This window comes from Sphaerospermopsis torques-reginae ITEP-024, from assembly GCF_019598945.1.
Classification (GTDB): domain Bacteria; phylum Cyanobacteriota; class Cyanobacteriia; order Cyanobacteriales; family Nostocaceae; genus Sphaerospermopsis.
The window spans coordinates 4,196,104-4,222,606 of sequence record NZ_CP080598.1; the positions used below are offsets into that span (position 1 = coordinate 4,196,104).

At 35.0% G+C, this 26,503-nt stretch carries 23 protein-coding genes; 8 read left to right on the plus strand and 15 right to left on the minus strand.

Going from position 1 to position 26,503, the window contains the following annotated elements; all coding sequences use genetic code 11:
* Positions 1–18 precede the first annotated feature (18 nt).
* The 3 genes from K2F26_RS19590 to K2F26_RS19600 all read right to left on the minus strand — a co-directional run bounded on the left by K2F26_RS19590 (position 19) and on the right by K2F26_RS19600 (position 1,639).
* On the minus strand, positions 19–771 hold the full coding sequence (locus K2F26_RS19590) for a hypothetical protein (protein ID WP_220609136.1): 753 nt from the start codon (positions 769–771) through the stop codon (positions 19–21).
* 219 nt (positions 772–990) lie between these two features.
* Positions 991–1,365: a type II toxin-antitoxin system PemK/MazF family toxin gene (locus tag K2F26_RS19595; protein ID WP_194051017.1), complete on the minus strand. Its 375-nt coding sequence runs from the start codon at positions 1,363–1,365 to the stop codon at positions 991–993.
* Complete coding sequence (locus tag K2F26_RS19600) at positions 1,346–1,639, minus strand: hypothetical protein (protein WP_194051019.1); 294 nt, start codon at positions 1,637–1,639, stop codon at positions 1,346–1,348. Before K2F26_RS19600 ends, K2F26_RS19595 begins: the two co-directional genes overlap by 20 nt.
* Before the next feature lie 641 nt (positions 1,640–2,280).
* Here K2F26_RS19600 and K2F26_RS19605 point away from each other — a divergent pair.
* The 8 genes from K2F26_RS19605 to K2F26_RS19640 all read left to right on the plus strand — a co-directional run bounded on the left by K2F26_RS19605 (position 2,281) and on the right by K2F26_RS19640 (position 13,113).
* A complete protein-coding gene (locus K2F26_RS19605) occupies positions 2,281–3,465 on the plus strand; it encodes an FtsW/RodA/SpoVE family cell cycle protein (RefSeq protein WP_220609137.1) in 1,185 nt (394 codons plus the stop codon).
* A gap of 298 nt (positions 3,466–3,763) precedes the next feature.
* On the plus strand, positions 3,764–5,128 hold the full coding sequence (ovoA, locus tag K2F26_RS19610; protein WP_220609138.1) for a 5-histidylcysteine sulfoxide synthase: 1,365 nt from the start codon (positions 3,764–3,766) through the stop codon (positions 5,126–5,128).
* A 115-nt stretch (positions 5,129–5,243) separates the two neighbouring features.
* A complete protein-coding gene (egtD, locus tag K2F26_RS19615) occupies positions 5,244–6,236 on the plus strand; it encodes an L-histidine N(alpha)-methyltransferase (protein ID WP_220609139.1) in 993 nt (330 codons plus the stop codon).
* 151 nt (positions 6,237–6,387) lie between these two features.
* The gene (locus tag K2F26_RS19620; protein ID WP_220609140.1) at positions 6,388–7,503 is read left to right on the plus strand and encodes a mechanosensitive ion channel family protein; all 1,116 of its coding nucleotides are present in this window, start codon (positions 6,388–6,390) and stop codon (positions 7,501–7,503) included.
* 81 nt (positions 7,504–7,584) lie between these two features.
* Positions 7,585–9,168, plus strand: a complete 1,584-nt coding sequence (locus K2F26_RS19625) for a mechanosensitive ion channel family protein (RefSeq protein ID WP_220609141.1) — start codon at positions 7,585–7,587, stop codon at positions 9,166–9,168.
* Positions 9,169–9,415: 247 nt separating this feature from the next.
* Complete coding sequence (locus K2F26_RS19630) at positions 9,416–10,945, plus strand: radical SAM protein (RefSeq protein ID WP_220609142.1); 1,530 nt, start codon at positions 9,416–9,418, stop codon at positions 10,943–10,945.
* A gap of 124 nt (positions 10,946–11,069) precedes the next feature.
* Entirely contained in the window at positions 11,070–11,567 is a 498-nt protein-coding gene (locus K2F26_RS19635; protein ID WP_220609143.1) for a DUF427 domain-containing protein, read from the plus strand.
* Between the two features lie 190 nt (positions 11,568–11,757).
* Positions 11,758–13,113 (plus strand): MurL-like N-terminal domain-containing, encoded by a 1,356-nt coding sequence (locus tag K2F26_RS19640; RefSeq protein ID WP_220609144.1) that lies wholly within the window; start codon positions 11,758–11,760, stop codon positions 13,111–13,113.
* A 17-nt stretch (positions 13,114–13,130) separates the two neighbouring features.
* On the opposite strand, the gene K2F26_RS19645 is transcribed toward K2F26_RS19640, so the two are convergent.
* The 12 genes from K2F26_RS19645 to K2F26_RS19700 all read right to left on the minus strand — a co-directional run bounded on the left by K2F26_RS19645 (position 13,131) and on the right by K2F26_RS19700 (position 26,362).
* The gene (locus K2F26_RS19645; protein WP_220609145.1) at positions 13,131–13,535 is read right to left on the minus strand and encodes a putative toxin-antitoxin system toxin component, PIN family; all 405 of its coding nucleotides are present in this window, start codon (positions 13,533–13,535) and stop codon (positions 13,131–13,133) included.
* Positions 13,532–13,771, minus strand: coding sequence for a hypothetical protein (locus K2F26_RS19650; RefSeq protein ID WP_194051034.1), 240 nt, complete (start codon positions 13,769–13,771; stop codon positions 13,532–13,534). Before K2F26_RS19650 ends, K2F26_RS19645 begins: the two co-directional genes overlap by 4 nt.
* Positions 13,772–13,878: 107 nt before the next feature.
* Complete coding sequence (locus K2F26_RS19655) at positions 13,879–15,393, minus strand: glycine betaine ABC transporter substrate-binding protein (protein ID WP_220609146.1); 1,515 nt, start codon at positions 15,391–15,393, stop codon at positions 13,879–13,881.
* A 133-nt stretch (positions 15,394–15,526) separates the two neighbouring features.
* On the minus strand, positions 15,527–16,294 hold the full coding sequence (locus K2F26_RS19660; RefSeq protein WP_194051047.1) for an ATP-binding cassette domain-containing protein: 768 nt from the start codon (positions 16,292–16,294) through the stop codon (positions 15,527–15,529).
* Between the two features lie 243 nt (positions 16,295–16,537).
* Complete coding sequence (locus K2F26_RS19665; protein ID WP_194051049.1) at positions 16,538–16,918, minus strand: DUF423 domain-containing protein; 381 nt, start codon at positions 16,916–16,918, stop codon at positions 16,538–16,540.
* Positions 16,919–16,949: 31 nt separating this feature from the next.
* The gene (locus K2F26_RS19670; RefSeq protein WP_220609147.1) at positions 16,950–17,441 is read right to left on the minus strand and encodes a hypothetical protein; all 492 of its coding nucleotides are present in this window, start codon (positions 17,439–17,441) and stop codon (positions 16,950–16,952) included.
* Between the two features lie 211 nt (positions 17,442–17,652).
* On the minus strand, positions 17,653–18,336 hold the full coding sequence (gene bchM / locus K2F26_RS19675) for a magnesium protoporphyrin IX methyltransferase (RefSeq protein ID WP_220609148.1): 684 nt from the start codon (positions 18,334–18,336) through the stop codon (positions 17,653–17,655).
* Between the two features lie 176 nt (positions 18,337–18,512).
* Positions 18,513–19,343: a metallophosphoesterase gene (locus tag K2F26_RS19680; RefSeq protein WP_220609149.1), complete on the minus strand. Its 831-nt coding sequence runs from the start codon at positions 19,341–19,343 to the stop codon at positions 18,513–18,515.
* Positions 19,344–19,640: 297 nt separating this feature from the next.
* Complete coding sequence (locus K2F26_RS19685) at positions 19,641–21,062, minus strand: FAD-dependent oxidoreductase (protein ID WP_367890314.1); 1,422 nt, start codon at positions 21,060–21,062, stop codon at positions 19,641–19,643.
* A gap of 149 nt (positions 21,063–21,211) precedes the next feature.
* The gene (locus K2F26_RS19690) at positions 21,212–23,386 is read right to left on the minus strand and encodes a DEAD/DEAH box helicase (RefSeq protein WP_220609150.1); all 2,175 of its coding nucleotides are present in this window, start codon (positions 23,384–23,386) and stop codon (positions 21,212–21,214) included.
* 237 nt (positions 23,387–23,623) lie between these two features.
* Positions 23,624–24,949, minus strand: a complete 1,326-nt coding sequence (locus K2F26_RS19695; RefSeq protein ID WP_220609151.1) for an ATP-binding protein — start codon at positions 24,947–24,949, stop codon at positions 23,624–23,626.
* A 126-nt stretch (positions 24,950–25,075) separates the two neighbouring features.
* A complete protein-coding gene (locus K2F26_RS19700; RefSeq protein WP_246605423.1) occupies positions 25,076–26,362 on the minus strand; it encodes a tellurite resistance TerB C-terminal domain-containing protein in 1,287 nt (428 codons plus the stop codon).
* Positions 26,363–26,503: the final 141 nt, after the last annotated feature.

Sequence of the window (26,503 nt, forward strand, 5' to 3'; positions counted from 1 at the left end):
AATAGGATATGAACTGTACTAGATAGACGTGCAAAGTGCTGTATTATTTTCTTCTATATCAGATGGAGGAAGAAGACGATCAGTGTATTCAATGCTACATTCACTTAATGATTGAGTCTCATCTAATATCTCAATTTCTTTTTCAAATATTTGAATAGCCTTATTACCTACTTGTTTAGTTGAATAGGCAGACCATAAACCCATAGCAGTAGCACCAACTCCAGGCAACCATTTGCTAACGCTTGATTTTAATACCTGTTGGGCATATTTTCCTGCTATCCAACGAGCCGTGTCTTGAAATATTGGAGTGCTTACTTTTCGAGCAATAATTTTACTGCCTTGAGCAATAATAACTCTATTTGCTACTGCATTGATGCCGGGTGTGATTAATTTTGTACCCAATGCAGAAATTAAGACACCTGCTAATAGTTCTTTGTTTAAATATTGCTGCTTATCATAAGCTACACCCACATCATAAATCATGGCAATTTGGTTTCGCATGACTGTGATAATTTCTGGAGCAACTGCTAACATTCCCAATGGACCCGGTACTAAATTAGCTGCTACTGATATCCCTCCATTACATTTTGCATAGCCATTGACAATTGAATTAGCTGATTCTATGGAAGGTCTTTGATGTTGATAAGGATTTTTAGCAAAATAATTACTTCTATCTTGGGCAACTATATCAAAAGAAGTAATTATTTTTTCACCGATTTGGTTTTGTAGTTCTTGAATAACGTTATTACTTGTATTTTGTTGGTTGATCATAAAAACTTTTCCCGCTTGTATCTTACCTACTTATTTATTCAGTATAATTTTACTCGGTCGCAATATTGAATAGTAGCAAATTTACAAAAGTTTACGTATTACATCAAGTATCCATGATGAGCGTTAGCGTAGCTCATCGTAGATATCGCTTCCTATGGTCTTCTATACTGATTAATAATTATTTGTGGTATGCAGGTGAGAGAGCGATCGCCGATAGAATCAAAACTCCCATTCAATTACACCAAGAATGGCAGCAGCAATTTCTGACATTGTAACGTCAGACACATTACCCAATTTGCGAATGAATCTTTGTAAATCTACACCCCTCAGTTGTAAAGCGTCAATTGCTGAAACTTTCGCTAAACTATTTGTAGTGTCAGGTTCAATTTTTACGTGCCAGAAATCTTGTGAGAAATATGGTTTCCAGTCTGTAATAGGAGCAATAAGTTTGATAGGAAGTTTACCTACTGCATCAGAACTAATGACAACAGCAGGACGGACTTTCTTAATTTCTGCACCAATAGTAGGATCAAAATTAACCAACCAAATTTCTCCCCGCTTAGGTATGTCACGGTTAGTAGTCCACGATGTCACCTGACATTAACTCCTTCCATTCAGAATCTTCTTCATAATGAGAAATCATTGTTTCAGCCTGACTTTCTAAAATGCGTCTGCGTTCAGCCATTGGTAACTTTAAAAAAGCCAAACGTTGCTCTAAAGAAAGAGATTGATTTTCTCCAGAATCAGGAGTATTTTCAGAAACTAAAATCACTACTTCCACTGTTTGTCCCACTACAAGGTTGGGAGTTTCAATTTCAATTTTGTTTCCTGGCAGAACTTTGGCTTTGAGATATAAAGTTGATTTCACAGGTGAAAATTACCCTTCAGCAGTTTCAATAATTTAATAGTAGCAAATTTATAAAACTGTAGGCATAGTTTATAGTATCAATGATAAGCCTTAGCGTAGCTCATCGTAGATATCTTTTACCCTATACTACGCCAATAATAGACGGAAGAAAAAAATAAAATGTACAGACATTAAAATAACATCTGTACATTAGACATCTCCGAAAACCATCTAATTGGTAATTAGATATCTCCAGAAAAGAAATTATGGAACCTATTTATGGGGGCAGGTCGAAGCTTATGGGATATCTAAATGTCTGATTTTTCCGTTAAATTATCGCCCATAAGCGTCGCCCCTACAACTTATGACAAATTAATACATTCTATTTTGGAGAAGTCTATTGAAGGCAATTAGCAAGAAGTTAAAGTTATGGTAGGTGATTAGTCTAATTGATGACTCAATTTTGATGAGGCGATCGCAGCTTTCCTATAATTTTACATATTATCAGGACTTACGCAAAAGAAAACGAAAGTAGGGGTAATTCATGAATTACCCCTACGCAAGAATCAGGTGTTGAGTTCAATCCTGCGTAAGTCCTAATTATTTTAGACTAAATGAAACCTTAAAACCTACAATAGCTTATGTTGCTATTCCTGTAACTTGTGAATTTACGCCAATTAATCCCTATTTTTGATAGTTCCGTTGCCAGCTGGGCTTTGGAAGCGCGTTTATTACGCTGGTTAACCTTTGTGTGGTTGTCTGTTGGTTTAATTGTACTTTTTTCTGCATCCTATCCCGTGGCTGATGCTCGTCAGGGTGATGGAATGTATTATTTTCAGCGTCAAATTATTTGGGTATTAGTTTCATTAATACTATTCAACATCATTGTCAATCTTCCCTTACGGAAAATTTTGGCGGTATCTCATTGGTTTTTATTTCTGTTTTTGTTGTTAATTTTCGTGACTCTTATTCCCGGAGTGGGAAAAAAAGCATTTGACGCAGCACGATGGATAGCGATCGGTCCTATTCCCCTGCAACCATCAGAATTGATTAAACCCTTTTTAGTATTGCAAAGTGCGCGGCTGTTTGGCCATTGGGAAAGATTAACGTGGGAAATTCGTTTTTCCTGGTTAGGTGTGTTCTGTCTGGTGCTATTGGGTATTTTAGCTCAACCAAACCTCAGTACAACTGCACTTTGTGGAATCACAGTTTGGTTAATTGCCCTAGCTGGTGGAATACCATACAAATACTTAGGAGGAACAGCTATTGGTGGATTTTTATTAGCCCTATTAAGTATTACTATCAAAGAATATCAACGCCGAAGGGTGATGTCTTTCATTAACCCTTGGGCAGATCCTAGCGGAGATGGTTATCAGTTGGTACAAAGTTTATTAGCTGTAGGTACAGGGAAAACTTGGGGTGTGGGTTTTGGACTTTCTCAACAAAAGCTTTTTTATCTCCCTATTCAAGATACTGATTTTATCTTTGCCATCTTCGCTGAAGAATTTGGTTTTGTGGGTAGTATGCTATTTTTGTTACTTTTAGCTGTCTTCGCTACTTTAGGATTAATTGTAGCCATGAAAGCAAAAAGTTCTATCCATCGGCTGGTGGCAATAGGTATTACTGTGGTGATTATTGGACAATCATTATTACATATTGGTGTGGCTACGGGGGCGATACCAACAACGGGTTTACCATTGCCAATGTTTAGTTATGGTGGTAATTCTATGATTGCTAGTTTGGTGGCTTCTGGATTATTAATTCGTGTTGCTAGAGAAAGCAGTGAAGCTGAGGTTTTACCTTTACCAATTAATACACCAGAAACTAAACGTAGAAAAAGAATTTAGATTTTTCTTGGTGGGTAATTCCCACCAGATTATTAATAGATAAAAGTAGAGTAAATGAAACAAGATATTCTTGTAATTAATACAAAATTTGGCAAATAAGTATATATACTAGTAGTTATTCGGAAAACTTGACCATAAAATGTTACGCAAAACAAGATATTTTAACTTTTCTTCAGCAAAAATGTCAAAAAAGTTAAATTTTGGTTAACAATGAAAAAAATGTACCGATGTGCGGTATTTAAAAATAAGGATAATAAAAAGTTGTGCATCGCACCTTGGTAGAACTCAAGATAATAAAATGCAAACAATTCCCAGGCTGAATAACTTAGCATCTACTCAAATACCCAAGCTAGATCATTGTAGTACCGAAAACCTGCTCAACTATTTTGAAAATTCTTGGGAACTAGAAGCAACCCTACTCAAAAGCATAACTAGCACAGATACATTTTACCGCTGTCCTGATCCTTTAAGAAACAAATTAATCTTTTATCTGGGACATTCGGCAGTTTTTTACATCAACAAATTAATTCGGGTTGGTTTATTAGAAAAGCGCATTCATCCTCAATTTGAAATTCTGTTTGAAATTGGTGTTGATCCAGAAACACCAGATGAACTAGAAGCAGCAACAAAAGATATCGTCTGGCCTGATGTAGATCAAGTTTGGCAATATCGAGAAAAAGCCAAAACCGCAATTACAAACATTATCAAAAATACACCTTTAAATCTGCCCATTGATCAACAACATCCTTTATGGGCTTTATTAATGGGAATTGAACACAGTCGCATTCATTTTGAAACTTCATCCATGTTACTGCGTCAATTACCTGTTGATCAATTAAAACGCCCCCAAGGTTGGAATTATGCGCCTACAAATGGGAAAACTCCTAATAATAAAATGATGAAAATTCCCGGTGGTGTGGTAAAATTAGGTAAAAAAGATGATGATTTAACTTTCGGTTGGGACAGTGAATATGGTAGTTTAGAAATTGGAGTTGAACCGTTTTTAGCCAGTCAAAATTTAATCACCAATGGGGAATTTTTAGAATTTGTTCAAGCTGGTGGTTATGAAAATTTAGAATATTGGATGCTGGAAGCTAGGGATTGGAAGAAACTCTATAATGTGCAACATCCAAAATTTTGGATACCAGATTTTATGGACAAAAACAATGGTAAATACCGCTATCGTGCTACCTTTGATGAAATAGATTTACCATTAGATTGGCCTGTGGAAGTCAATTATTATGAAGCTATAGCTTACTGTTGCTGGAAAGGTGGTAATACTCGGTTAATGACAGAAGCAGAATGGAATCAAGCTTTACAATTTTCTGGGGGTGATGGTTTAGAAAATAAGTACAATCTCAATTTACAATATATTTCACCTTCACCAGTAGGAATGTGTTCAAAAAACAATAAATCAGGTATTTTTGACTTACGGGGGAATGTTTGGGAATGGTTGTCTAGTATATTTTACCCCTTACCAGGATTTCAAAACCACTATCTGTATGAAGATCAATCAGCGCCATTTTTTGATAATAGACATCAAATGATGTTAGGTGGTTCTTGGGCAACTAATGGTACTATGGCTTTACCATGTTATCGAAATTGGTTTCGTCCTTTTTTCTATCAGCACGTTGGTTTTAGAATTGCTGAAAGTTTGAATTAGTTGACAGGTGACAGGTGACAGGTGACAGTTATAGAAAACTGTTTAGATATGTCTGAAACACCGCAAAATTACGAAAAATAAAAATTGTAAACAGTTAACTCCCAGGATATTTACCATGATTGCAGAAACATTGAACCCACAAATTTTAACAGTTTTAGATCATCATTATCAAGAGTTAGCTATTGATGGTAAAGATGTGATTGAGGGATTAAGTAAAAAACAAAAAACTTTACCACCAAAATACTTTTATGATGATCGTGGTTCTTTGTTGTTTGAAGAAATTTGTGATTTACCAGAATACTATCCCACCCGCACAGAAGCATGGATTTTACAACAATATGCTGATGAAATTGCAGAAATTACAAATTGTTGTGAGTTGATAGAATTAGGAAGTGGAAGTTCTACAAAAACACAACTTTTATTAGACGCTTATCAAAAAATAGCTGATAATTGTCGTTATCTTCCTATTGATGTCAGTGGGGGTATTCTCAAAACCAGCGTTTTACAGTTACAAGAGAAATATCCTGATATTGCAATTCATGGTTTATTAGGAACTTATGATCAAGCTTTGGTGCATTTAGAAAGTAATTATTTACAGTCGCGGATGTTGTTTTTTCTGGGAAGTTCGCTAGGGAATTTTAACCCAGAAGAATGCGATCGCTTTTTAAATCAAATTTCTCGCACTTTACAAAGTGGTGATTACTTTTTGTTAGGAATTGATTTACAAAAACCCAAGGATATTTTAGAAGCAGCTTATAACGATAGTCAATGTGTGACTGCTGCTTTTAATTTGAATATGCTTTCTCATTTAAATTGGCGTTTTCAAGGTGATTTTGACATTAGTTTGTTTAAACATCAAGCAATTTACAATGAGGTAGAAAATCAAATTGAAATGTATTTACATTGTCAAAAAAGCCATTGGGTAACTTTGGAAGCTTTGGATTTAAAAGTATTTTTTGAAGGAGGAGAAAGCATACTTACAGAAATTTCTCGCAAGTTTAATTTAACAAAGATGTCACAACAACTAGAAAGTAAAGGATTAAAAACTATCAAAACTTGTACAGACGAAAAGGGATGGTTTGGATTGATTCTTTGTCAGGTTGAATAAGGCTGATATCAGCACTCATAAATCAAGATTACAAATAGATAGATATATCTGTAATTTTTATAAAGTTTTGAGTGCTGAGAATTTATCTATGTTATAAAATTAACCGACTCAAATATTTATCCAAGATTTAACTTAGCCAAAAGAGGCACACATGGAAACTGTATTAAATGCCTTACAAAGTATCAACTATTCCAATATCCCCATAGCTAAAATTGCTGCTGTTATTGTCATACTGACGATTACACAAACATTAAGACGATTTGTTTTAGCGGTTATCATTAAAACCATTGAAAAGTTCACAAGCAAAACAGAAACTACCCTTGATGATGAATTAATTGCGATTATTAAGCCAGCTTTAAACTGGCTAATTCTCATTGGTGGATTTTGGTTGATTAAGGAAATTCTTTCCGAGGAATTAGGTTCTAAATTAACGGATACTATTGGTAAGAGTCTGAACCTAATAGTTATTTTCATTGTTGGCTATGTTGTTTATCGTGCTTCGTCAATTTTAGGTCAATTAATTGCTAATGTTGTCCTGCAAACCGAGACTGAGCTTGATGAATTACTCAGACCTTTGATGCCGAAAATTTTTCAATCAGCGGCAATTATTGTATTAGTAATTAAAATCAGTGAAATATTTTTAGGACAATCAGCTGCTGCACTTGTGGGTTTACTCGGTGGTGCTGGTATCACTTTAGGTTTACTGTTCAAAGATATTGTTTATGACTGGTTTTGTACAGTGATTATCTACTCTGATAATCTGTATCGTGAAGGTGATTGGGTAGGAATATCAGGGGTAGATGGTTTTGTGCAAATACTGGATATTGGATTTAGAACCACAACATTACATATAGTTAAATGGGGTTCAATCATGAAAATGCCCAATTCTCGCATGATTTCTGGAATTGTAGAAAATTGGTCACAAAATCCAGGGGAAGAATTAAAGTGGGGTCTAAATTTAATTCTCAAAATAGATGGTATTTCTGCAAAACAAACAGAGAGAATTTGTGATGCTATTGAACAAATGCCAACATCTATTCCTGGTTTGTCTCCTAAGTGTACCGTGCGTTTCAAAAACATTGAAAAAAATGCCCGTGTAATTGAGTTGATGGCATTTGTAAATGATGATAACTTGTATTTTGATGCTGAGAAAAACTTAAATTTAGCTATTTTGGAACTTTTGGAGCAAGAGGGTATTGATTCTCTGTATGTAGAGTTGAGAACAGAACCAGAAAAATACAAACCGATGCCAAACAGCAATAATTGAAAAAATCAGTTATGGATATACCCGAATTTTGTGAAAATTTGGGTATTTGGACATCATAAATAATACTCAAATTACCTGATTATGAACATATTAATTACTTTAGCTGAAGTCAGTATTTTAATAATTGTTTTTATAATATTCAGATGGCTTGTAGGTAAGTTATTTAAGCTATTGGTTAGATTATCAATATTGAAGGGCGACGATATAAAAATCAAAATTCTGCGCCGCAATATTACTGGTTTGTTATTGCTTATTTGTATATTATTGTGTGTTTTCATTGTTGGTTTTAATGGTTTTCTGATCTATCAGGGTGAAGACCTCCAACAATATAAAATAGCCCTGATCCGTCGTATTCCATCAGGATTTTGGCTGGCATTAGGAATTGGTATTGCTCAAAGTATTAGTGTGATAATTGCTGCGGCGATCGCTCTAAAAGTTATTAAACATTGGTTAAAAATAGCTAGTAATCGCGCCAAGAACTTAGACCAAAATACAGCTGATGATGAAAGTATAGATGCTTTTTTTACCTCCCTCAATCAAAGGATTAGAGGTGGAATTTGGTTATGGGTGATTATTGCTTGTACCCAATTTCTCAAACTACCCACAGTAGTTTCAGAATATCTATATATTGGACTCCGAATCTATCTGATTATTGCTGTCGGATTACTCATTCTCAAAGCAGTGGCCGCAATTGTTGATACTCTAGATGTTCTGAGTGTCAGATATTCCAGTCCTGATAACCTGCTGAGATTTTATGATCGACTCCAACACCTGATTCCCTTTTTGAAGCGGTGTTTGGAATTTGTGATTTACGTCTGTACAGTCACATTAGTTATTCAGCAAGTTCAGTTAATAGCTAAATTGGCTACCTTTGGTCTAAAAATTATCCAAATCATCGCTATCATCTTCTTCAGTCGTGTGATGTTTGAGGTGGTTTACTTACTATTAGAGGAGGTGCTGTTAAAAAACCAGAATTTGACTGAAACCCAAAGAAGTAGACGTTTAACTTTGATTCCTTTGTTTCGGAGTTTGTTGCAATATTTTATCTACTTTAGTGTTGCGGTTTCTATTCTCTATATTCTTGATATTAATCCTACTCCTATCTTAGCTGGTGCGGGGATTGTGGGTATTGCTGTGGGGTTAGGCGCACAGACATTAATTAATGATATAGTTTGTGGCTTTTTTATTCTTTTTGAAAATTACTATTTGGTAGGTGACTATATTGAAGCTGGGAAAGCTGAAGAAAAAGCAGTAGAGGGTACTGTGGAAGCAATAGAACTGAGAACCACCCGCATTAGACATCCTAATGGTCAATTACATATTATTCGTAATGGTGATATTGGTTCAATTACTAATTATTCTAAACAGTATATATTTGCGGTTGTGGAAGTCAATGTACCTTGTGATTCTAATTTATCACATATATATGAAGTAATTGGGGAAATAGGACAACAATTAAAAGCCAGTGATCTAGATGTCCTGGAAGCAACTTTTGTAGAAGGTGTAGAAAGTTTGAGTGAATCTCACTTGTTATTACGAACCTTAACTAAGGTAAAACCGGGAAAACATCTGCATATTCAGCGTGTGTTGCGTAAACTTTATATGGATAATTTTCAAAACCAAGGTATTTTACTGCCGGCGACTATTCCCAAGAGTGAGGATTAGTATTTTATCAATGGACAATTGACAATTGATAATTGATAATTGTCCATTATTGAAGTTCTTGACATATCAAAACCTCATTTTTAGGAATTTTAGGCAAATTAAGCAGTTAATTAAGTTTTGTTGTTAGTTTTCCTCCCACAGTATAAAATAATGATAATCTACAAAAGTTGAATCAAAATATAAATCTCACTGTTGCGAAACTCCGTTATCAATAATTGAAACTATCAAGGATTAACAGAGGATTCTTATGAAATTAAAAAATCCAAGCATCGGATTAGTTGAAGTACCCGCCTTGGGATTGTATGACGAAGAAGGACATAATTGGACGGCATTATATAGACGTAATACCTTATTAAGTAAACAGGTATTAATGGCAGATTTACAAGCGGGTGGTTTTGATGCTCAACTGGTAAATCTCAAAGCCGGTGATTCAAAAGAACCCTTTGGAGAAGTAACTTGGAAAGGGATGAATTTGACTAAAGCCTATGTAGGTCAAAGGATTTATGATATAGATCCTGAAACTTATGATGCTTGGGGAATCACTGTTAATTATACCCAAGAACGTCAAGTAACTTGTATGGCGATCGCCCATTTTGCCAGTAAAGGAAAACCCGTTGTAGTTGGTGGTTCAGATGCGATCGCAGAACCCAAATATTATTTAGACGCAGGTGCAACAGCAATAGTAATTGATAAATCTGGTGCAGCTAACTGGCCGATTTTTGACTATGTACTCGGTAAAACTCCCAGGGAAAAACTCACAGGAGTAATATTAGCCGATGGTACTTATCATCCCACACGCCCACAAGCCATGAGTCCCGATGAATGGGCATTACCATCGGTAGATGTAGCCAGACAATGTTTAGGACAAGAATATTCAGAAGAACCCTTTGTAGAAGACCTCGTACCCATAGGTTCGGTGTATCCTGACATTGGGTGCGATCGCAAATGTGACTTTTGCCAAACTCCCACCTACACATCAGGTTATCGCCGGATGTCACCCCAAACTACCATCAATTGGATTGCTCGACAAAAAGAAGCCGGCGCAAAATGCACAGTCATGGGTTCAGATCAATTTCTTGGCCGCGTCTTATTTCCAGGCGGAAGAGAAGAAATTATCGAAATCACCACAGCAGCGAGAGAAATGGGAATGCCCCTTTTATGGCCTAACGGTTTAGAACTGAGAAAAGCCACATTAGGAAGAGGACGCAACTACGAAAACACAGACCTCACACCCGACGAAGAACTGATCGAAGCACTGTGGGGATGGGATGGCAAAGCTGGCGGATTTTTAGGTTATATTCCCGCAGAACGTCCCGTTTTCGGTACAGGATCTTACAAAAAACTCCTGCCCTGGCAACAACATTGTGAAATGATGAAAGCGATCGTCAGAGTAGGTCTTCCTGTCATCGTTTATGGTTTAATTATTGGTTTTCCTGATGATACTCAAGATAGTTTACTTCGTCTCGAAGAAGCAGTATTAGAACTTCATCAACAACTTAGAGAAATTAACCCAGACTTAGAATTTCAAGTAGCTTCCTACGCTATTTCTCCCATACCCGGAACACCCCAAGGAGAAAACATTCGTAAATCAGGACTACTACGTTTTGATGATCCATCTATCATTGGTGGTTTCTGGACTCCTAGTTGTGACACCCACCATCTCAGCTATGAAGATATTTCCGATTGGCAATTTAGACTAGCTCAAATCGGTAAAGCAGAATCTAAAATCATCAACTATCATGGAGGACTCACAAAACTTTCTGCTAGTGTAAACTAAGTAATGATAAAAATTCCGGCGTTGCTTAACTCCGGGATAAAATCATTAAACAATAACTCTATTTCTCTCTGCGCCTCTGCGCCTCTGCGTGAAAAAAATATCCCATTAATTAAGTAATTTAACAATGATCAGACCACAACCTATACCACCAAAACCAGGACAAGAATCAGTTTGGGACTATCCCCGTCCAGCAATTTTACAAGATACCGACAAACATCTGAAAGTAATTTGTAATGGTATTGTTTTAGCAGAAACCACCAGAGGAAAAAGAGTTTTAGAAACCAGTCATCCTCCCACCTATTACTTCCCCCCAGAAGACATCAAACTAGAACATTTAATAGAAACACCAAAGAAAAATCTTTGTGAATGGAAAGGTGCATATCAATATTATGATATCAAGATTGGTGATAAGTATATCAATTTTGCATCTTGGCGATATTTTAACCCCACACCAGATTTTCTACCCATTCAAGAATACTATGGTTTTATCGCAGCTTTAATGGATGCTTGTTATGTCAATGATGAGCTAGTAAAACCACAATCTGGTGATTTTTATGGCGGATGGATCACTGCGGATATTGTTGGACCATTTAAAGGTGAACCAGGTACTTGGGGATGGTAAATTTCGTAGGTTGGGTTGAACAAAGTGAAACCCAACAAAAGTTAATTTTGTAGGTTGGGTTAAACCATAGTAAATTTCGTAGTTTGGGTTGAACAAAGTGAAACCCAACAAAAGTTAATCATCTGATCAATGTTGGGTTTCCTAATGTCAATCCAACCTACATTATGAAATCAAAAATAACTTTATAATCATGAAAATATCAGTTATAAAAATTGACAGTTTGAAAGTTCATGAACATCATCTAGAAATTATCTACAGTGCAGATAAATTTCAATTTTCCACAAAGATTTTCTATCATGATGTTTCTTTTTCTGGGTTGATGCAAAAATATTCTCAACCTTTTATCCAGCGCATAGTTTCTCATATTGCTTTATTTGAAGGTATGAAATTATGTTCTTTATTTCCTGAATATTATGATATTTCTGTCATTGCTGAATATTTAGAACCTGCGGTTTTAGATTTATTTGTGCAAATTTATCAAGGAGTATTTGGACAACATTGGTATGAAAATAATATCACTGACTATCAACAACCAGAAATTATCACTTCTCAAAAATTAGGAGTAAGTCAACCTGCGGAAATTTTAGGAAATCATCAAACTATTCTCGCTGGTTGTGGTGGTGGAAAAGATAGCATTTTAGCTATGAAAATGTTAGAGGAAGCAGGTATTCCTTTTGCTTCTATGCAATATTCCCATAGTGTTTATGGAAAAGCTGATTTTCAACATCATTTAATTTCCCAAGTTTTAGAATGTGTTAAACCTACCTCTAAACATCAAATCTCTATTTTTGATGATTTTACAGACTTTCCATTTCTGAAACTATATTTTCCTGAAAATTCTGGTATTACTGCACCAGAAACACCAGTTTCTATTTTTGAATCTTTGATTTTAATGTTAGATCAAGGATATAATTATCTATGTTTAGCCCATGAAAAAAGTGCAAATACAGGTAATTTATTTTGGGATGAAATAGATAAAGAAGTTAATCATCAATGGGGTAAAGGTTTAGCAGCAGAACAGATTTTAGATCAATTTATTAGAGAACATCTATTAACTAACTTTAAATACTTCAGTATTTTACAACCAATTTATGATTATCGCATCTTTCAAAACTTTAGTAAATACCCTGAATTTATCTCTAAAATACATTCTTGTAATGTGCAGAAACCTTGGTGTAAGAAATGTCCTAAATGTGCTTATGTTTGGTTAGGTTTAATGGCATTTTCTCAACAAAGTATTGTTAATGAAGTTTTTAAAAACAACTTATTTGATGATGTAGACTTACTTCCTACTTTCCGAGAAATGGTAGGTTTAGGTGAACATACACCATTTGAATGTATTGGAGAAATTGAGGAAAGTCGGTTATTGATGAAAAGATGTTTAGAACGAGGTTTAACAGGTAAAGCTTTAGATATATTTACTGAAGAAATTTTATCAGATAGGAGAATTAAGTGGCAGGAAATAGAACAGAAATATAACTTTGTTTATAGTACAGAACACGCTATACCAGATTGGATATTTGAGAAAATCAAGGAACAGTTGTAATTGAAAGTAAATTCCCATCAAGACAAATATGTTTCCTTAAACTGAGAAACTGAGATAATTTTAGTCTCAATTAGTGCTTGTGCTTCGCTAAAATCTTTATCCCCAGTAATCAGTAAATCAGCTTTAGACGCTATAGCACAGCTAAGAAACTTGGCATCTTTTCTATCTCTTTTAAACTCAATAGTATTATCAACTTTAATTAAAGTAGTAACATCTTTTACACATTTTAGAAAAAGATTGCGTCTATCTAAATTAATGTTTAACTTTTCTCTATTTAATACTGATTGATACTCTTCAAGAATTTCTTCTGAGACTAACCAAGTATACTCTAAATTAAAGGCAACAAATAAAACTACTTGTTCAGGGACTTTATTTTTCAGAGCAGCAGATATGAGAATATTAGTATCTATAATAACCTTCATTCTCCTCTCCGGTAAGCATCAATTTCTTCACAAATTTCTTCTTCTGTGATTTCTTGGGAAGAAGGTAAAGATTGAATTTCTTTAAATAAATCCTTTAACTGATTAGCAGCAGCTAATCTTTTTTCATCAACTACGTGAATTTTGATTTCTACCTTTGTTCCTACTGCAAAAGGTAAATTAGAGATAACTACCTGTTGAGAATTATCAATTGTTAAATAAGTTTGATAGGTATTCATTTTGTTTACTGTTAAATATTGCTTATTTCTATATTAGCATAATTCTTAACTTGTAGTAGTATCAGCAAGATTTTTTCATAAATTTTATAAATTTTATATTTATAAATTTATATTTTTTTAGATTTTAACCACTCCCTCACCACATCTTCCACTGGTTGAGATTGATTATCAACTTGATAATTCATCTGCTGTATTTCTGCTGTAGAAATTTTACCCGCTAATTTATTAATAGTTTCTACTAACTCTGGATATTTTTCCAGAATTTCTTGATTGAAAACAGGTACAGCTTCATAAGGTGGAAAATATTTTTTATCATCTTCTAACATCACTAAATTTAAAACTTGAATTAACCCATCTGTAGAATTTGTAGCTATGAAATCAACTTGTTTTTCTTTTAAAGCTTGATACATCACCCCTAATTCCATTTGTTTAATATTGGCAAATTTTAAGCCATAAGTTTTTGAGAAACCAGGATAACCGTCAGCACGTTCTAAAAATTCATAACCAAAACCTGCTTGCATTTGGGGAGTATATTTAGCAATTTCTGAAAGGGTTTTAACTTGCAATTTTTTTGCATCTTCAGCACGAATAAGCATCGCATAGGTATTTTCAAAACCCAAAGGTTGCATGACTGTTAAATTATATTTTTCTTGATATGCTTTTTTAGTTCTTTCATAAACAACTTGCGGATCTGTAATGGTTTTTTCTTTTAAAACTGCTGCAAATGCAGTACCTGTATATTCTACATAACCCGCTATTTTGCCCGCTTTTACTGCTTCATGGGCAATAAATGTACCACCTAAATTCAACTTTCTGTCTACTTTTAAATTAGTATTGTTTTCTATTGTTTGTGCTAATATTTCTCCTAAAATTACTTGTTCAGTAAAGTTTTTTGAACCAATAGTAATTGTGGCTGGTGTTTGCTGAAAATTAAAGACAATTAAACCAGATATTATAAAAATAATTATCCCTAAAATTATTGCAATTTTTGGTTTATTACCTGTTTGTTTAGTGAGAGTTTTTTCTAAAAAACCTAATCCAAAATCTGCACTCAACGCAATAAAAGCTGCGGGTATTGCACCTGCTAAAATCAATTCATTATTAACTGTAGAAATACCGCGAAAAATAAATATTCCCAAACCACCACCACCAATAGCAGCAGCAATAGTGGCAATACCTACAGATATCACAGTTGCTACTCTGACACCTGCTAAAATAACTGGTAAAGCTAGGGGAATTTCGACTTTTAATAATAATTCTTGATCTGTCATTCCCATCCCTACTCCAGCTTCTTTAATAGCAGGATTGATACCATTAATACCAATGTAAGTATTACGAATTATCGGTAATAAAGCATAAAGAGTTAAAGCAAAAATGGCGGGATTTTTACCTATTCCTCCTAAAAAGGGAACGGAGATTAAAAACCCAAATATGGCTAAACTGGGAATAGTTTGGATAGCGTTTGCTAAACCCAAAATTGGAGGTGCAAGTTTTGGTTGACGGGTGATAAAAATACCCAAAGGAATACCAATAGAAATGGCCACTATCATGGATATAGCTACTAATATTAAATGTTCGCCACTGCGAAGGATGATTTCTGAAGCATATTTAAATAAAAACATGATTGTTGATTTTTAGATGTTTTTAATTGATGTATTTGAAGTATTAATTCAGAGTTAATAAAGCGTTTAAATTCAACCTTACTACCCACTTCTGACTCCTGACTCCTTGATCTCCTGACTCCTGACTCCTTGCTTAATTCAGTTCTTCCCAATTTTTCAAAGCATTCAAACAAGATAAAAAAGCTTGTGCTTCAGGGTGTTGAGATTTAATAAACTCTCTTCTTGTACCTAAAGCAACCAAGTTTCCTTCATACATTAAACCAATTCTTGTAGCTAAAAAGAAAGCTTCTTGAATATCATGGGTGACAAATATCACGGTTTTTCCTAATTGTTGTTGTAAATATTGAAATTGCTGTTGTAATTCTAAACGAGTAATAGGATCTAAAGCTCCAAAAGGTTCATCCATTAATAGTATAGGTGGATCTGCGGCTAAAGCCCTAGCAACTCCTACTCGTTGACGTTGGCCTCCTGATAGTTGATGGGGATAACGTTGAGCAAATTTTCCAGGTTCTAAACCTACTAATTCTAACATTTCATGGACTCTTGTTTGAATTTTATTTGCTGACCATTTTTCTAAAGATGGTACAAGTCCAATATTTTCCGCGACGGTAAAATGAGGAAATAAACCTGTTTCTTGAATAACATAACCTATGCGTCTTCTCAGTTTAATTGCATCCCATTGGGTAGTTGGTTTTGACTGTACTAAAACCTGTCCTTGGGTGGGTGTAAGTAAATGATTGATTAATTTTAAAGTTGTGGTTTTACCGCTACCACTACGCCCTAATAAAATTAATGCTTCTCCTTGATAAATACTCAGATTTAGGTTAGATAATAGAAGACGGTGATTAATTTTAAAACTGACATTTTTAAATTCAACTGCTATTTCTGATATTGAAGACATAAGAGTGTAATAAAACAATCAAAGGTGATTATGAATAATGCAATATTTTAAATGCAATATTTTAGGAGTCAGTAGGGGTTTAGTATTGCTAAACCCTATTATCAATTGATAATTGACAATTGACAATTGATAATTGTTTCATTCAAGGTTTAAAAACTACCCTTTGAAGGGGAAAAACCAAAAAAATCTGTCAATTGTCCATTGTCAATTGTCCATTATTGAACTCTGATAACTGATTAAGTATCAAAATTTGATGGTTGCAGCAGTAATAGCTAAAGCACCCCAACCAGCCATTAATGAAACTCCTCCTAATGGTGCGATCGCTCCTAGTGATTTTATACCAGAAAACGTAATGGCATACAAGCTACCAGAAAAAATCACGACACCAATAATAAATAACCACCCACTAAATAAAAGAGTTATAGGTGGAGTTTCAAAGCGACTGATGAGGATAGCCACTAAAAACAATGCCAGGGCATGATACATTTGATAACGTGCGCCAGTGTCGAAAATTTCCAACATTCTTTCACTGACTTTTTCCCGCAAAGCATGAGCGCCGAAAGCACCAGCAGCTACAGATAAACCGCCAAAAATAGCAGCTATGGTTAAAAAAATCTGTGTCATTATTACCTAGCTATAAATGAGCAAAGCGACATTAAAGATCAAAGTGATATGATACCCCTCCTTCTTCATTGACTTGAAAATTAGCATTAAATTCTTTAGCTTTTTGGTCTAAATATTCTTTAGCTTCTGCGGCTGGTAACTGTGACTGCATGGCAAAACCTAACAATGTAATTCTGCCATTATTTGTTTGTAATATTTGATAAAATTGCGATCGCAAATGCTGATTTTTTTGTTGTATCAACGCTTTTTGATCTTGTCGGCTTTGCTTGTATAATCCTAATGCTAACCATCCACCCAATAACGCCGTAGGAACACCAAACATGATCCCTTGGGCTGCTGTATTATCAAGTTGATATAGTGCCTCGTGATTGATAAAATCTTTGGCTAGTGCTTCATCTTCTATCCCTGGTAAGATAGGCTTGAATGTGGTATTTTTGGCAATTACCGCTGTTACTGATGTCGTTAAAAACATGAATCCGAGTGTAAGCAGCCAACCAGCAGCCAATTTTTCCGCCGTTTTCATAGTTTCTTGAGAGTTAGACTTTGCTTGCGATTTTAACCTTACTTGCTTTAAGCTTCCAGTAAAATAGAAAATTCTTACTTTTATCTCGTTATCTCGTTCCCAGTCTCAGACTGGGAATGTTACAAAGAGGCTTTGCCTCTGATTTAATCGCAGCCAGAGTCTGCTACAATTCATTCCCATACAGAGTATGGGAACGAAAAACAAGTAATTTTTACCTTGTAGCTTCTAACAAGCGGGAAAAATAGAAACGGGTTCTAGTCATAGCTTTTCTTTGTATTTTAAAGCCATTTTTCTCCAGAATTTTCACTACATCTGCTTCACGATGTAAATAAGCACGAGTTGTTTTACTTGGTCCTGGGAAGAAAGTACCTATTTTTTTGAGGATAGACAGAAAAAAGGTTTTCGGGGCAAAACTAATCATTATGCGTGATTGTGCCAAAGAACACAGGTGAGAAATCATTTCATCTGCTTTTTCTTGGGGGTAATGAATCAGCACATCCAAACAAATAACTGTGTGATAATTGCCATTTAAAGATTCTAAGTCTTGTACTGTAAAATCAGGATTAACTGTATTTTTTAAAGCTAATGCAGCTCTATCCTGTGCTTCTGATACCATTTTGGCGGAAATATCACTGGCGTAAACCTTAGCACCTTCAGTAGCTAGGGGAATACTGAGACTACCAACACCACACCCAGCATCGCAGATGGTTAACTGGGATAAATTGTTATCATCTTTTAACCAGCCGATGACGGTATCTACGGTTTGTTGATGTCCAGTGCGGATATCTAGCTGTACTTTGTTGACCTCACCATCTCCATAGATGCGTTTCCAACGGTCAAAGCCTGTAGAATTGAAGTATTCGCGGACTATTGTTTTATCGTCGGCTGCGTTCATGACCTTAATTTTTGACAGTTAACAATTCTTAAAATTATAATAAAATAATGTCAGAATTTAGAAGTCAGGAGTCAGAATTTTTGATAAATTGATAGATTATCAAATAGTGATTTTTGGCTTAACCTCTAAAACATTGACTGCTGAAAGCTGATAGATATTTTATGATCTGCCAATTTTTATTTACTTTGTAAAGTAATGATAGTCACTTCTGGCGGACAAAATAAACGTCCTGGTAAATAAGTACCTAAACCGCGATTAACATATAGTTGATTTTTGCCTATTTTATGGAAACCTTGTGACCATTCCCAATGATTAAATACAGGGTGTTTTTTTCTGAGAAATGGTAGGAAATTTTGTAATTTTTTGGGTGTTATTCTGAGAATTTTATGTTGAATCATTAATACAGGACCGAACCCAGGAATAACGATTTGTCCACCGTGAGTATGACCAGATAATTGCAAATCTACACGCCATTTTTGCAATATTTCTGCTGTATCTGGGTTATGGGATAAAACTATGCAAGGTGTATCAGGATCTAGTTGGTTCATCACTGGTGTAGGATTAAATTCTTTTGAGTAAAAATCCGCTAGTCCTACAATTGCTAATTCTTTTCCTAATGGATAGGAAATTTGATTCCAAAGAACATGAATACCTATATTTGTTAATTTAGTTGTAACTTCAGTTTGGGAATTTTTATAATATAAATCGTGGTTTCCCAGTACGGCATAAATACCATGACGACTTTGCAATTTTTTCAGGTATTTTGCTAGTTGATCAAGGGTTGCGGTGCTGGTGGTGATGAAGTCGCCGGTTAATAAAATTAAGTCTGGTTTTGCTTGGTTTGTAATGGCGATCGCTCTTGCTAACATTTTATCTGATAAGCGCAAACCATCATAGTGAAAATCTGACATTTGCACCAATTTTTTACCTTGTAATGATGCAGGTAAACCCGCAATTTTTACCGTTAATTTTTCTGTAGTCAACGGTCCAGATAATAATCTGTGCATAATGATTTTGATGATTTTGAATAGTGTTATTTATAGATTAAATGAAAATTTTGGTTTTTTTGTAGGAATAAGATAACTTTTGGAAATTTTTACAAAAGTTGTGTATTTTTACGTATTTATATTTAAAATTTTTTAATATAATTTTACTTTTGCTCAAGTACCCTAATTCTTTGAGAAGCAGGGGTCTCGTTAATAATTATTGAATTTTTTGTTTATTTTTAGTTTATTTTCACATAATTAAGGCGGGCAAGATGCCCACCCCACAAAAGCTGATAAATTATGATCAATTTTGAAAACTTACTCCACAACAGCAGGTAGAGATTTTGCTAAATTCTCCCCATGACTCAAATTTCCCCCTTGAACCTGGTCAGTTAAAACCTGTCTCATAACCTGCATGAAAATTCTGGGATGGAAAAATGCGCTGGGAGGTTTGATCATGTGAATTACTTCTAAAAACAACTGATGAACTGCCGCACTTTTGCTTTGTAATATCATCACTTGTTCTAAATATTTTTGCATCATTTGATTGATTAAACTGGGTTGACCTCCCTCGGTGGTAGACCAACGGAAATCTTCACCTGTAGCAATCATCCAAGGTATACTAATTACCTTGTTAAGTTGTTTTTGAAACCGTCGAGATAGACCAGTTAAATTTTCTTGCTTACTTAAACATTCATCCAGAGTTACAGCACCTAAAGCAGCGGTAGTCATACCTTGACCGTAAACAGGATTGAAGCTACAAACAGCATCACCGACTACTACTAAATTTTCTGGGAAGCGAGACAGTTTTTCATAATGACGCAGACAGTTTTCTGTGCGTTTATAGGCGTAAATTGGTGAAATTGGTTGAGCGTTTTTGATGGTTTCGTAAATAATAGGCGATCGCAAACTGCGAGCAAATTCCAAAAAACCACCCTCATCCGTAGGTGGATAATCTCGACCTATACCCACCAGTGTCACAATCCACTGATTACCTTCAACTTTATAAATCACACCCCCACGAGTACCTGGTGGTTGTGCTGTTATATACACTGAATGCCAATCTATTTGCAAATCTGATTGAATTTGATACCAGCGACTAGCGTAGCCTAAAAAAGAATTAACAATTGTTTCCTGGGTTGGTTCATAGCCCATTTCTTGCAACCAGTGGGGTGTGCGCGAAGTTCGTCCAGTTGCATCTACCACTAAATCCGCAAATATCTCTATTTCCGGTTCATTACCAGTGCGTATCCGTACACCAGTAACCTGAGTTTTGTCCGCGTTTGATAAAAAGCTAGTTACCTGTGTACCTAACCTCAATTTCACACGATCATTTGCCACCAAACGCTGGCGGATAATCCACTCTAGCAAATTCCGGCTACAGGTGTGGGTAGCTAAATGAGAGTGAAAACGGGGACACCATCCGCTAGAACCCAACCAAGGAACATCTGCTGTCCAATTTACAAAAGGTGTACCTGACTCTGCTAATTCAGCAAGTATACCAGGAAACAATTGTTCTAAAATCTGTTGCCCCCGTATCAGTAGGGCATGAACATGAAAAGATTGGGGAACACCAGGGCGTTTTTCTGGTTGTGCAGTTGACCCTAGCAAGTCCTTTTCTACAATTATTACACGGTCAAAATACCGAGTCAGCACCTGAGCCGCCAACATTCCGGCGATGCTTCCCCCAATCACAACAGCAGTTTTTTCTGTAGATGTGGAATTACTTGAATACATCATTTCAAAATAGACTGAGTTAAAACAAATTTATGTTACATATCAGAATTTTATCAAAATTTTGTGGTTTGGGCATGGTTCGACAAGCTGAGTACAAGTCTTGTCCGCCCTAAATATACAACTTAAATTATCCAATTTTTGCTGATCCAAAATCACCATTTTAAAACCTGTTTCCTCATTTCTCCCATATCTAAATAATCATTAACAAACGCTTTTCTTAACAACTCATCAGGAATAAACTGATCATATTTTTGTAATTTCGGTGCTTCTGCATGACTCACTAAATGTTCTGCTGTAATTCTCTGTTCACATAAACCTACTATTTCTGAATAAACAGATGAAAACTTATCCTTACCTAATTTCAAAGTCAAATAATAGGGATTTATCCCCCCAATACTGCTCATTTCTAACGACTCTCGACAAAAACAATTTAATAATCTTTCTAAAGTTCGATAACCTACCGTACCCATCCAAGGAAAGATGCAGCATTTATTTTTATCTAATTTGATAATATTACTTTGCTCCAATCCTGATTTTCTAGATAATTTCCTCACTTCCTGCAAACGCAATTGAGCATTTTTTTGTAAATAACTATATTCTGTATCTTCTAACAAAACCTGACGCATTCTTTGTAAAATTCTCCCATGAATATTCCCACTACCACCACGCCAATAAATATTATCTTTACCATTAGCTTTACCCTCAAATTGTTTAACTAAAATCACCTGCTTTTTAAAATCAACTTCTAACACTTCCCAACTCTTACCAGCTAACCCAAATTGATTACCCACAGCAGGAGGTGTAGCAATACTACCTATTTCTGTTGTCCCTTGTTTCACAGTATATTCTTGATAGTCAGCAAACACAGCATAAAACTGAAATTTATTAACTATCTTTTCCCCTGCTAAACCAATCATTAATTTACCAGTTTCCGTTTTTTGAATGTGATTAATATCAATTAAATAACGAAGTAAGGTTTTATAATCATCTTGGGAAATATTAGCAAAAGGTGATAAATTGAAAATTTGTTGAGCTAAAGCAGCAGGTGAAATTGCTCCCGTTGCTGCTAAAATACTCATGGTTTGATGGTAAAGTAAACTAAAAGGATATTTAATTGGTGTAATTGGTTCTATCCAACGTTCTTCTAAATAAAGTTGAATAATAGCGATACATTGTAAAAGTTGCCAGGGAATTTGTTCTGGTAAAGTAGCTTCTGATAATGGTTTTTCTTCAGCACAAACAAAACGCATATCTGCCGCTTCACCTCTTCTTCCACTACGTCCTAATCTTTGTAAAAAACTAGCAACTGATAACGGTGATTCTAACTGAATAACTCGCTCTAAATAACCGATATCTATACCTAATTCTAAAGTTAAAGTTGCTGCTGTCACCGCAGGAGTATTTGCTTCTCGCATAGCATTTTCCGCAGTTTGTCGTAAGCTGGCAGAAATACTACCATGATGGACATGATATATATCTGGAAATCCTGCTGTTTGTGCTATATTACGCAAAGAAGAAATAACAGATTCTGTTTGAGTTCGGTTATTAGCAAAAATTAAACATTTACGAGATTTGGTAAGATTAAAAATATATTCTTCATAATCAGATTCATCAATATCTTCATTAATAAAAAAATGTTCTAAAGCTAGTTTGACTTGTCGCTTTCCTGCTTCAACATTTGGAGTAATTACTGGTTTATCTGTTCCTGAACTTAACCATTTTTCCGCCATTGAATAATCACCGAGAGTTGCGGATAAACCAATGCGTCTAGGTTGAATTTTGGTAAAATTGGCTAATCTTTGTAATTGACAAAGAATTTGACAACCTCTTTCTGAACCCATAAAGGCGTGAATTTCATCAATGACAATAAAACGTAAATCAGCAAATAATCTACTTAATTCTTGATGTTTATTGATTAATAAACTTTCTAAAGATTCCGGTGTAATTTGCAGAATACCTTGAGGATTTTTTAAAAGTTTGTTTTTGCGACTTTGAGCCACATCGCCATGCCAAGAATATACAGGAATATCTGCGGTTTTTAATAAGTCATTGAGGCGTTGGAATTGGTCATTAATTAAAGCTTTGATAGGACTAATATACAATACACCTATAGTATTAGATGGTTTTTCCTGTAGTAAAGTTAAAATAGGTAAAAACGCCGCTTCTGTTTTTCCCGCAGCAGTGGCAGCAGCAACGAGCAAATGAGCATCAGTTTGAAATATAACTTCACAAGCCGCAATTTGTACTGGTCTTAATTCTGTCCAATTGTGAAGATAAATGTATTCTTGAATGAAAGGAGCAAGTCTAGAAAAAGTGTTATTCTTCATATAGTGAACAGTAAGATCCCCGACTTCTTTTTTGATCTTGTAAACATAAGATGATCTGAGAGGATGTTTGAAAAGTTTTTAATGTATAAATAAACCCCTCTCCAAACCTCTCCCCGCATCGGGGAGAGGCTTTGAAACCCCCATTCCCTTGTAGGGAAGGGGGGAAGGGGGGTTAGGTTTCTAGAGATTATCGGTTTCATCTAATACTTTTCAAACAACCTCTGAATGCTTACTCAGTTATAAACTAAATTCGGCTACATTATCATCTAAATTAGCATCTTCACCCAGAATTGTGGGTTGAAAATTATCACCGTGAATTAATTCAGAAAACTTGATTTCTGGGTTTTGATAAAGAACGTTTAACACACTGATAAAATCTCTAATAATTTCCCCTGGTGTTAATAAAGCTTCTGCACCTAAGCGAGTCATAATTTCTTGGACAAATTCTTTTAAATCTCTATCTTTTAATCTTGGTTCATAACCAAAATTTAGGGCATGAATTTCTGTTAATCTTTGCAAAAGTGTAAGTATCTCTGTTTCCGTTAATGGATGCAGACGAATCACCGAACCTAAATATTCTTGTACATTAGATTGGGTAACAAATCGGCTTTCTTTTGTGCGTCTGCGCCATGCTTGATCAGCAAATAATCCTCTGTTTGGATCTTCTAAAAATTTCGTAGTTCCACCTATGAAAATCCCCAGATTTTCGGCTTTACATTGCATAGTATCGTTAAACATTCCCAATAGCCGATTATAGTTTTTTTCACGGGTAACTGTAGTGGATATTTGATATAAATTTACGGCTTCATCTATTAAAATTAACAGTCCTTTATAGCCGATTTCTGCAACGAATTTAGCTAATAATTTAATATAATCATACCAAGTTTCATCATCAATAATGACGCGCACTCCTAAAGCGGTTCTAGCTTCAGTTTTGGTGTTAAATTCTCCTCTTAACCAGCGTAGGGAGGCGTTTTTTAATTCTTCATCATCTAAGCGATAACTGCGCCAATAAGCAATAATGACACTACCAAAATCAAAGCCATGAACTAAGTCTTCAATATAATGAATTACTTCTCTAATTTTGTTTTCTACTTGGTCATCAAAACCCTCATCATTGGGACGCATTCCTGTTTCTTTGGCTACTTCTTGCTGAATTTTATTAATCCATCCTTCTAAAATGGAAATTAAAGCACCACCATCAGGACGGGTTTTTGTAGCTAAACGACTCATTAATTCTCGATAGGTTGCTAACCCTTCGTTGTTGCTTCCTGCTAGTCTTCTTCCAGAGGATAAATCAACATCAGCAACTACAAATCCTTGCTCCATTGCACGGTTACGAATCATCTGTAACATGAAGCTTTTTCCTGAACCATAGTTACCAATGATAAACCGAAATGCAGCTACACCTTCTGCTATATCGTTGAGATTTTTTAAGAGGCTATTTAGTTCTTTTTCTCTACCTACAGCTATATGCTCAAGTCCGGTTCTGGGAACTACTCCAGCACCCAGGGAATTGATTAAAGCTGTGGAGACTTTTTTTGATATTTTCTGTTTGCTCATGTAGTTGGTATTAGTATTTGTTATTAATTGATGTTCCATTCAAAGCATAATATATTATATCATATAAGTACAATTTTTCCTATTCAATCAATGGTTAAAATTAGTTTTTAAATGAGGGCTATTTATCTAACCTTCATGAATTGCTATAATTTTTTGGACATTGAGCAGATGTTCTGGGTAAATTTCCGGTTTGTCTTCTGCTGTTTCAATAATTAATTCACCAATAGTATTATTGGCAATTTCATTGATAGCATCAATTAATAAATTAGGCATTGTGATTTGTGCTTCGGCAATTTGTTTAAGAATTGGCTGGGGATTATCTTGTTCGATTATGGCTTTTAATACCTGAATTTGATGGGTTGGCATTTGTTCTAAAAAATTCCTCCATTCTGAGGGTAGATTTTCTTCTATAGGTTCTAGTAATTCATCAAAGGGAAATAATTCAATTTCATCTTCCTGGGTATTTTCAGGTATTGTTTCTGGATTAAGTGTTTCTATATTTTGCAGTAGTTCCCAAACTTGGTTTTGTAATAAGTCTCGCTCATCTTGTAATAAGGAAATTTGATTTTGTAATTGGCTAATTTCTGCCTGTTGTGCTTGTTTTTGATTTTGTAAATCTTTCAGTGTATTTTCTAGATTTTCTTGGGCGTTAATTGTCTCTTTTAATAATTGATTTTTAGTTAAGACTTTGCTTTCTAAGTCTTGAATTTCTATTCTGAGTTCATAGAGTTTTTCTTCTAGTTGGGGTTTGAGTCTATTGGAGAGAATCAGGTTATTTTCGATTTCTTCTTTTTCTTGCTTAAATGCTTCAATTTGGGCTTGAAGTTGATTAATTTCTGAACGGGATACGTTACAATTTAGCTCTAAACGACGTTTTTCTGCCGTTAGTTCTGAACAGGATTTTTTCAGTTCTATTGTACTGTTTTCTAGGTTATCTAGTGCATTTTTAATGCTATTAATTTCTAGTTCTAACTTTTTCTTTTGTCCTGCAAAATTACCTATTTCTCGATGTAAATTATCTCTTTGATTACGAGATTCTGCGATTTGATTTTGTAGTTGCTGTGATTCTGTATAGAGAAGAATTTTATGTTGTTGTACTTGTTCAACTTCTCTGGCAATGCGATATTTTAAGCCTTCCAATTCTCTAATTTTTCTATAGAGAGAACTTAAAACCATCAGTTCATAATTTCTGCGTCTTTTATCCACAAATAAGGCGGCTGAATAAGTGGCAAGTACGGTAATGATTCCAGTAACTAAGGCTTGAGTAAAATCCCAGTTGGGAACAAGACTTAAACCAAAACTCACACTAAAAGCACATATACCTAGAATCAAACGATTACTTACTGTTCCTGATTGCATTTTGCTTGTTTTTAGCGTAGTGACTTGCTGGGAATCTGTAGTTATTAATGTCATTATTTTTCACATCTTCTGGAAAATCAGGTTGTGTTACAGCAGGAGTCAGGAGTCAGGAGTAAAACTAGCTTAGTGTATAGGTTTCAATTTAGATTCTGTACCTAATGGATCTGCAATCTGCTGTATTTAAAAATTTAATAG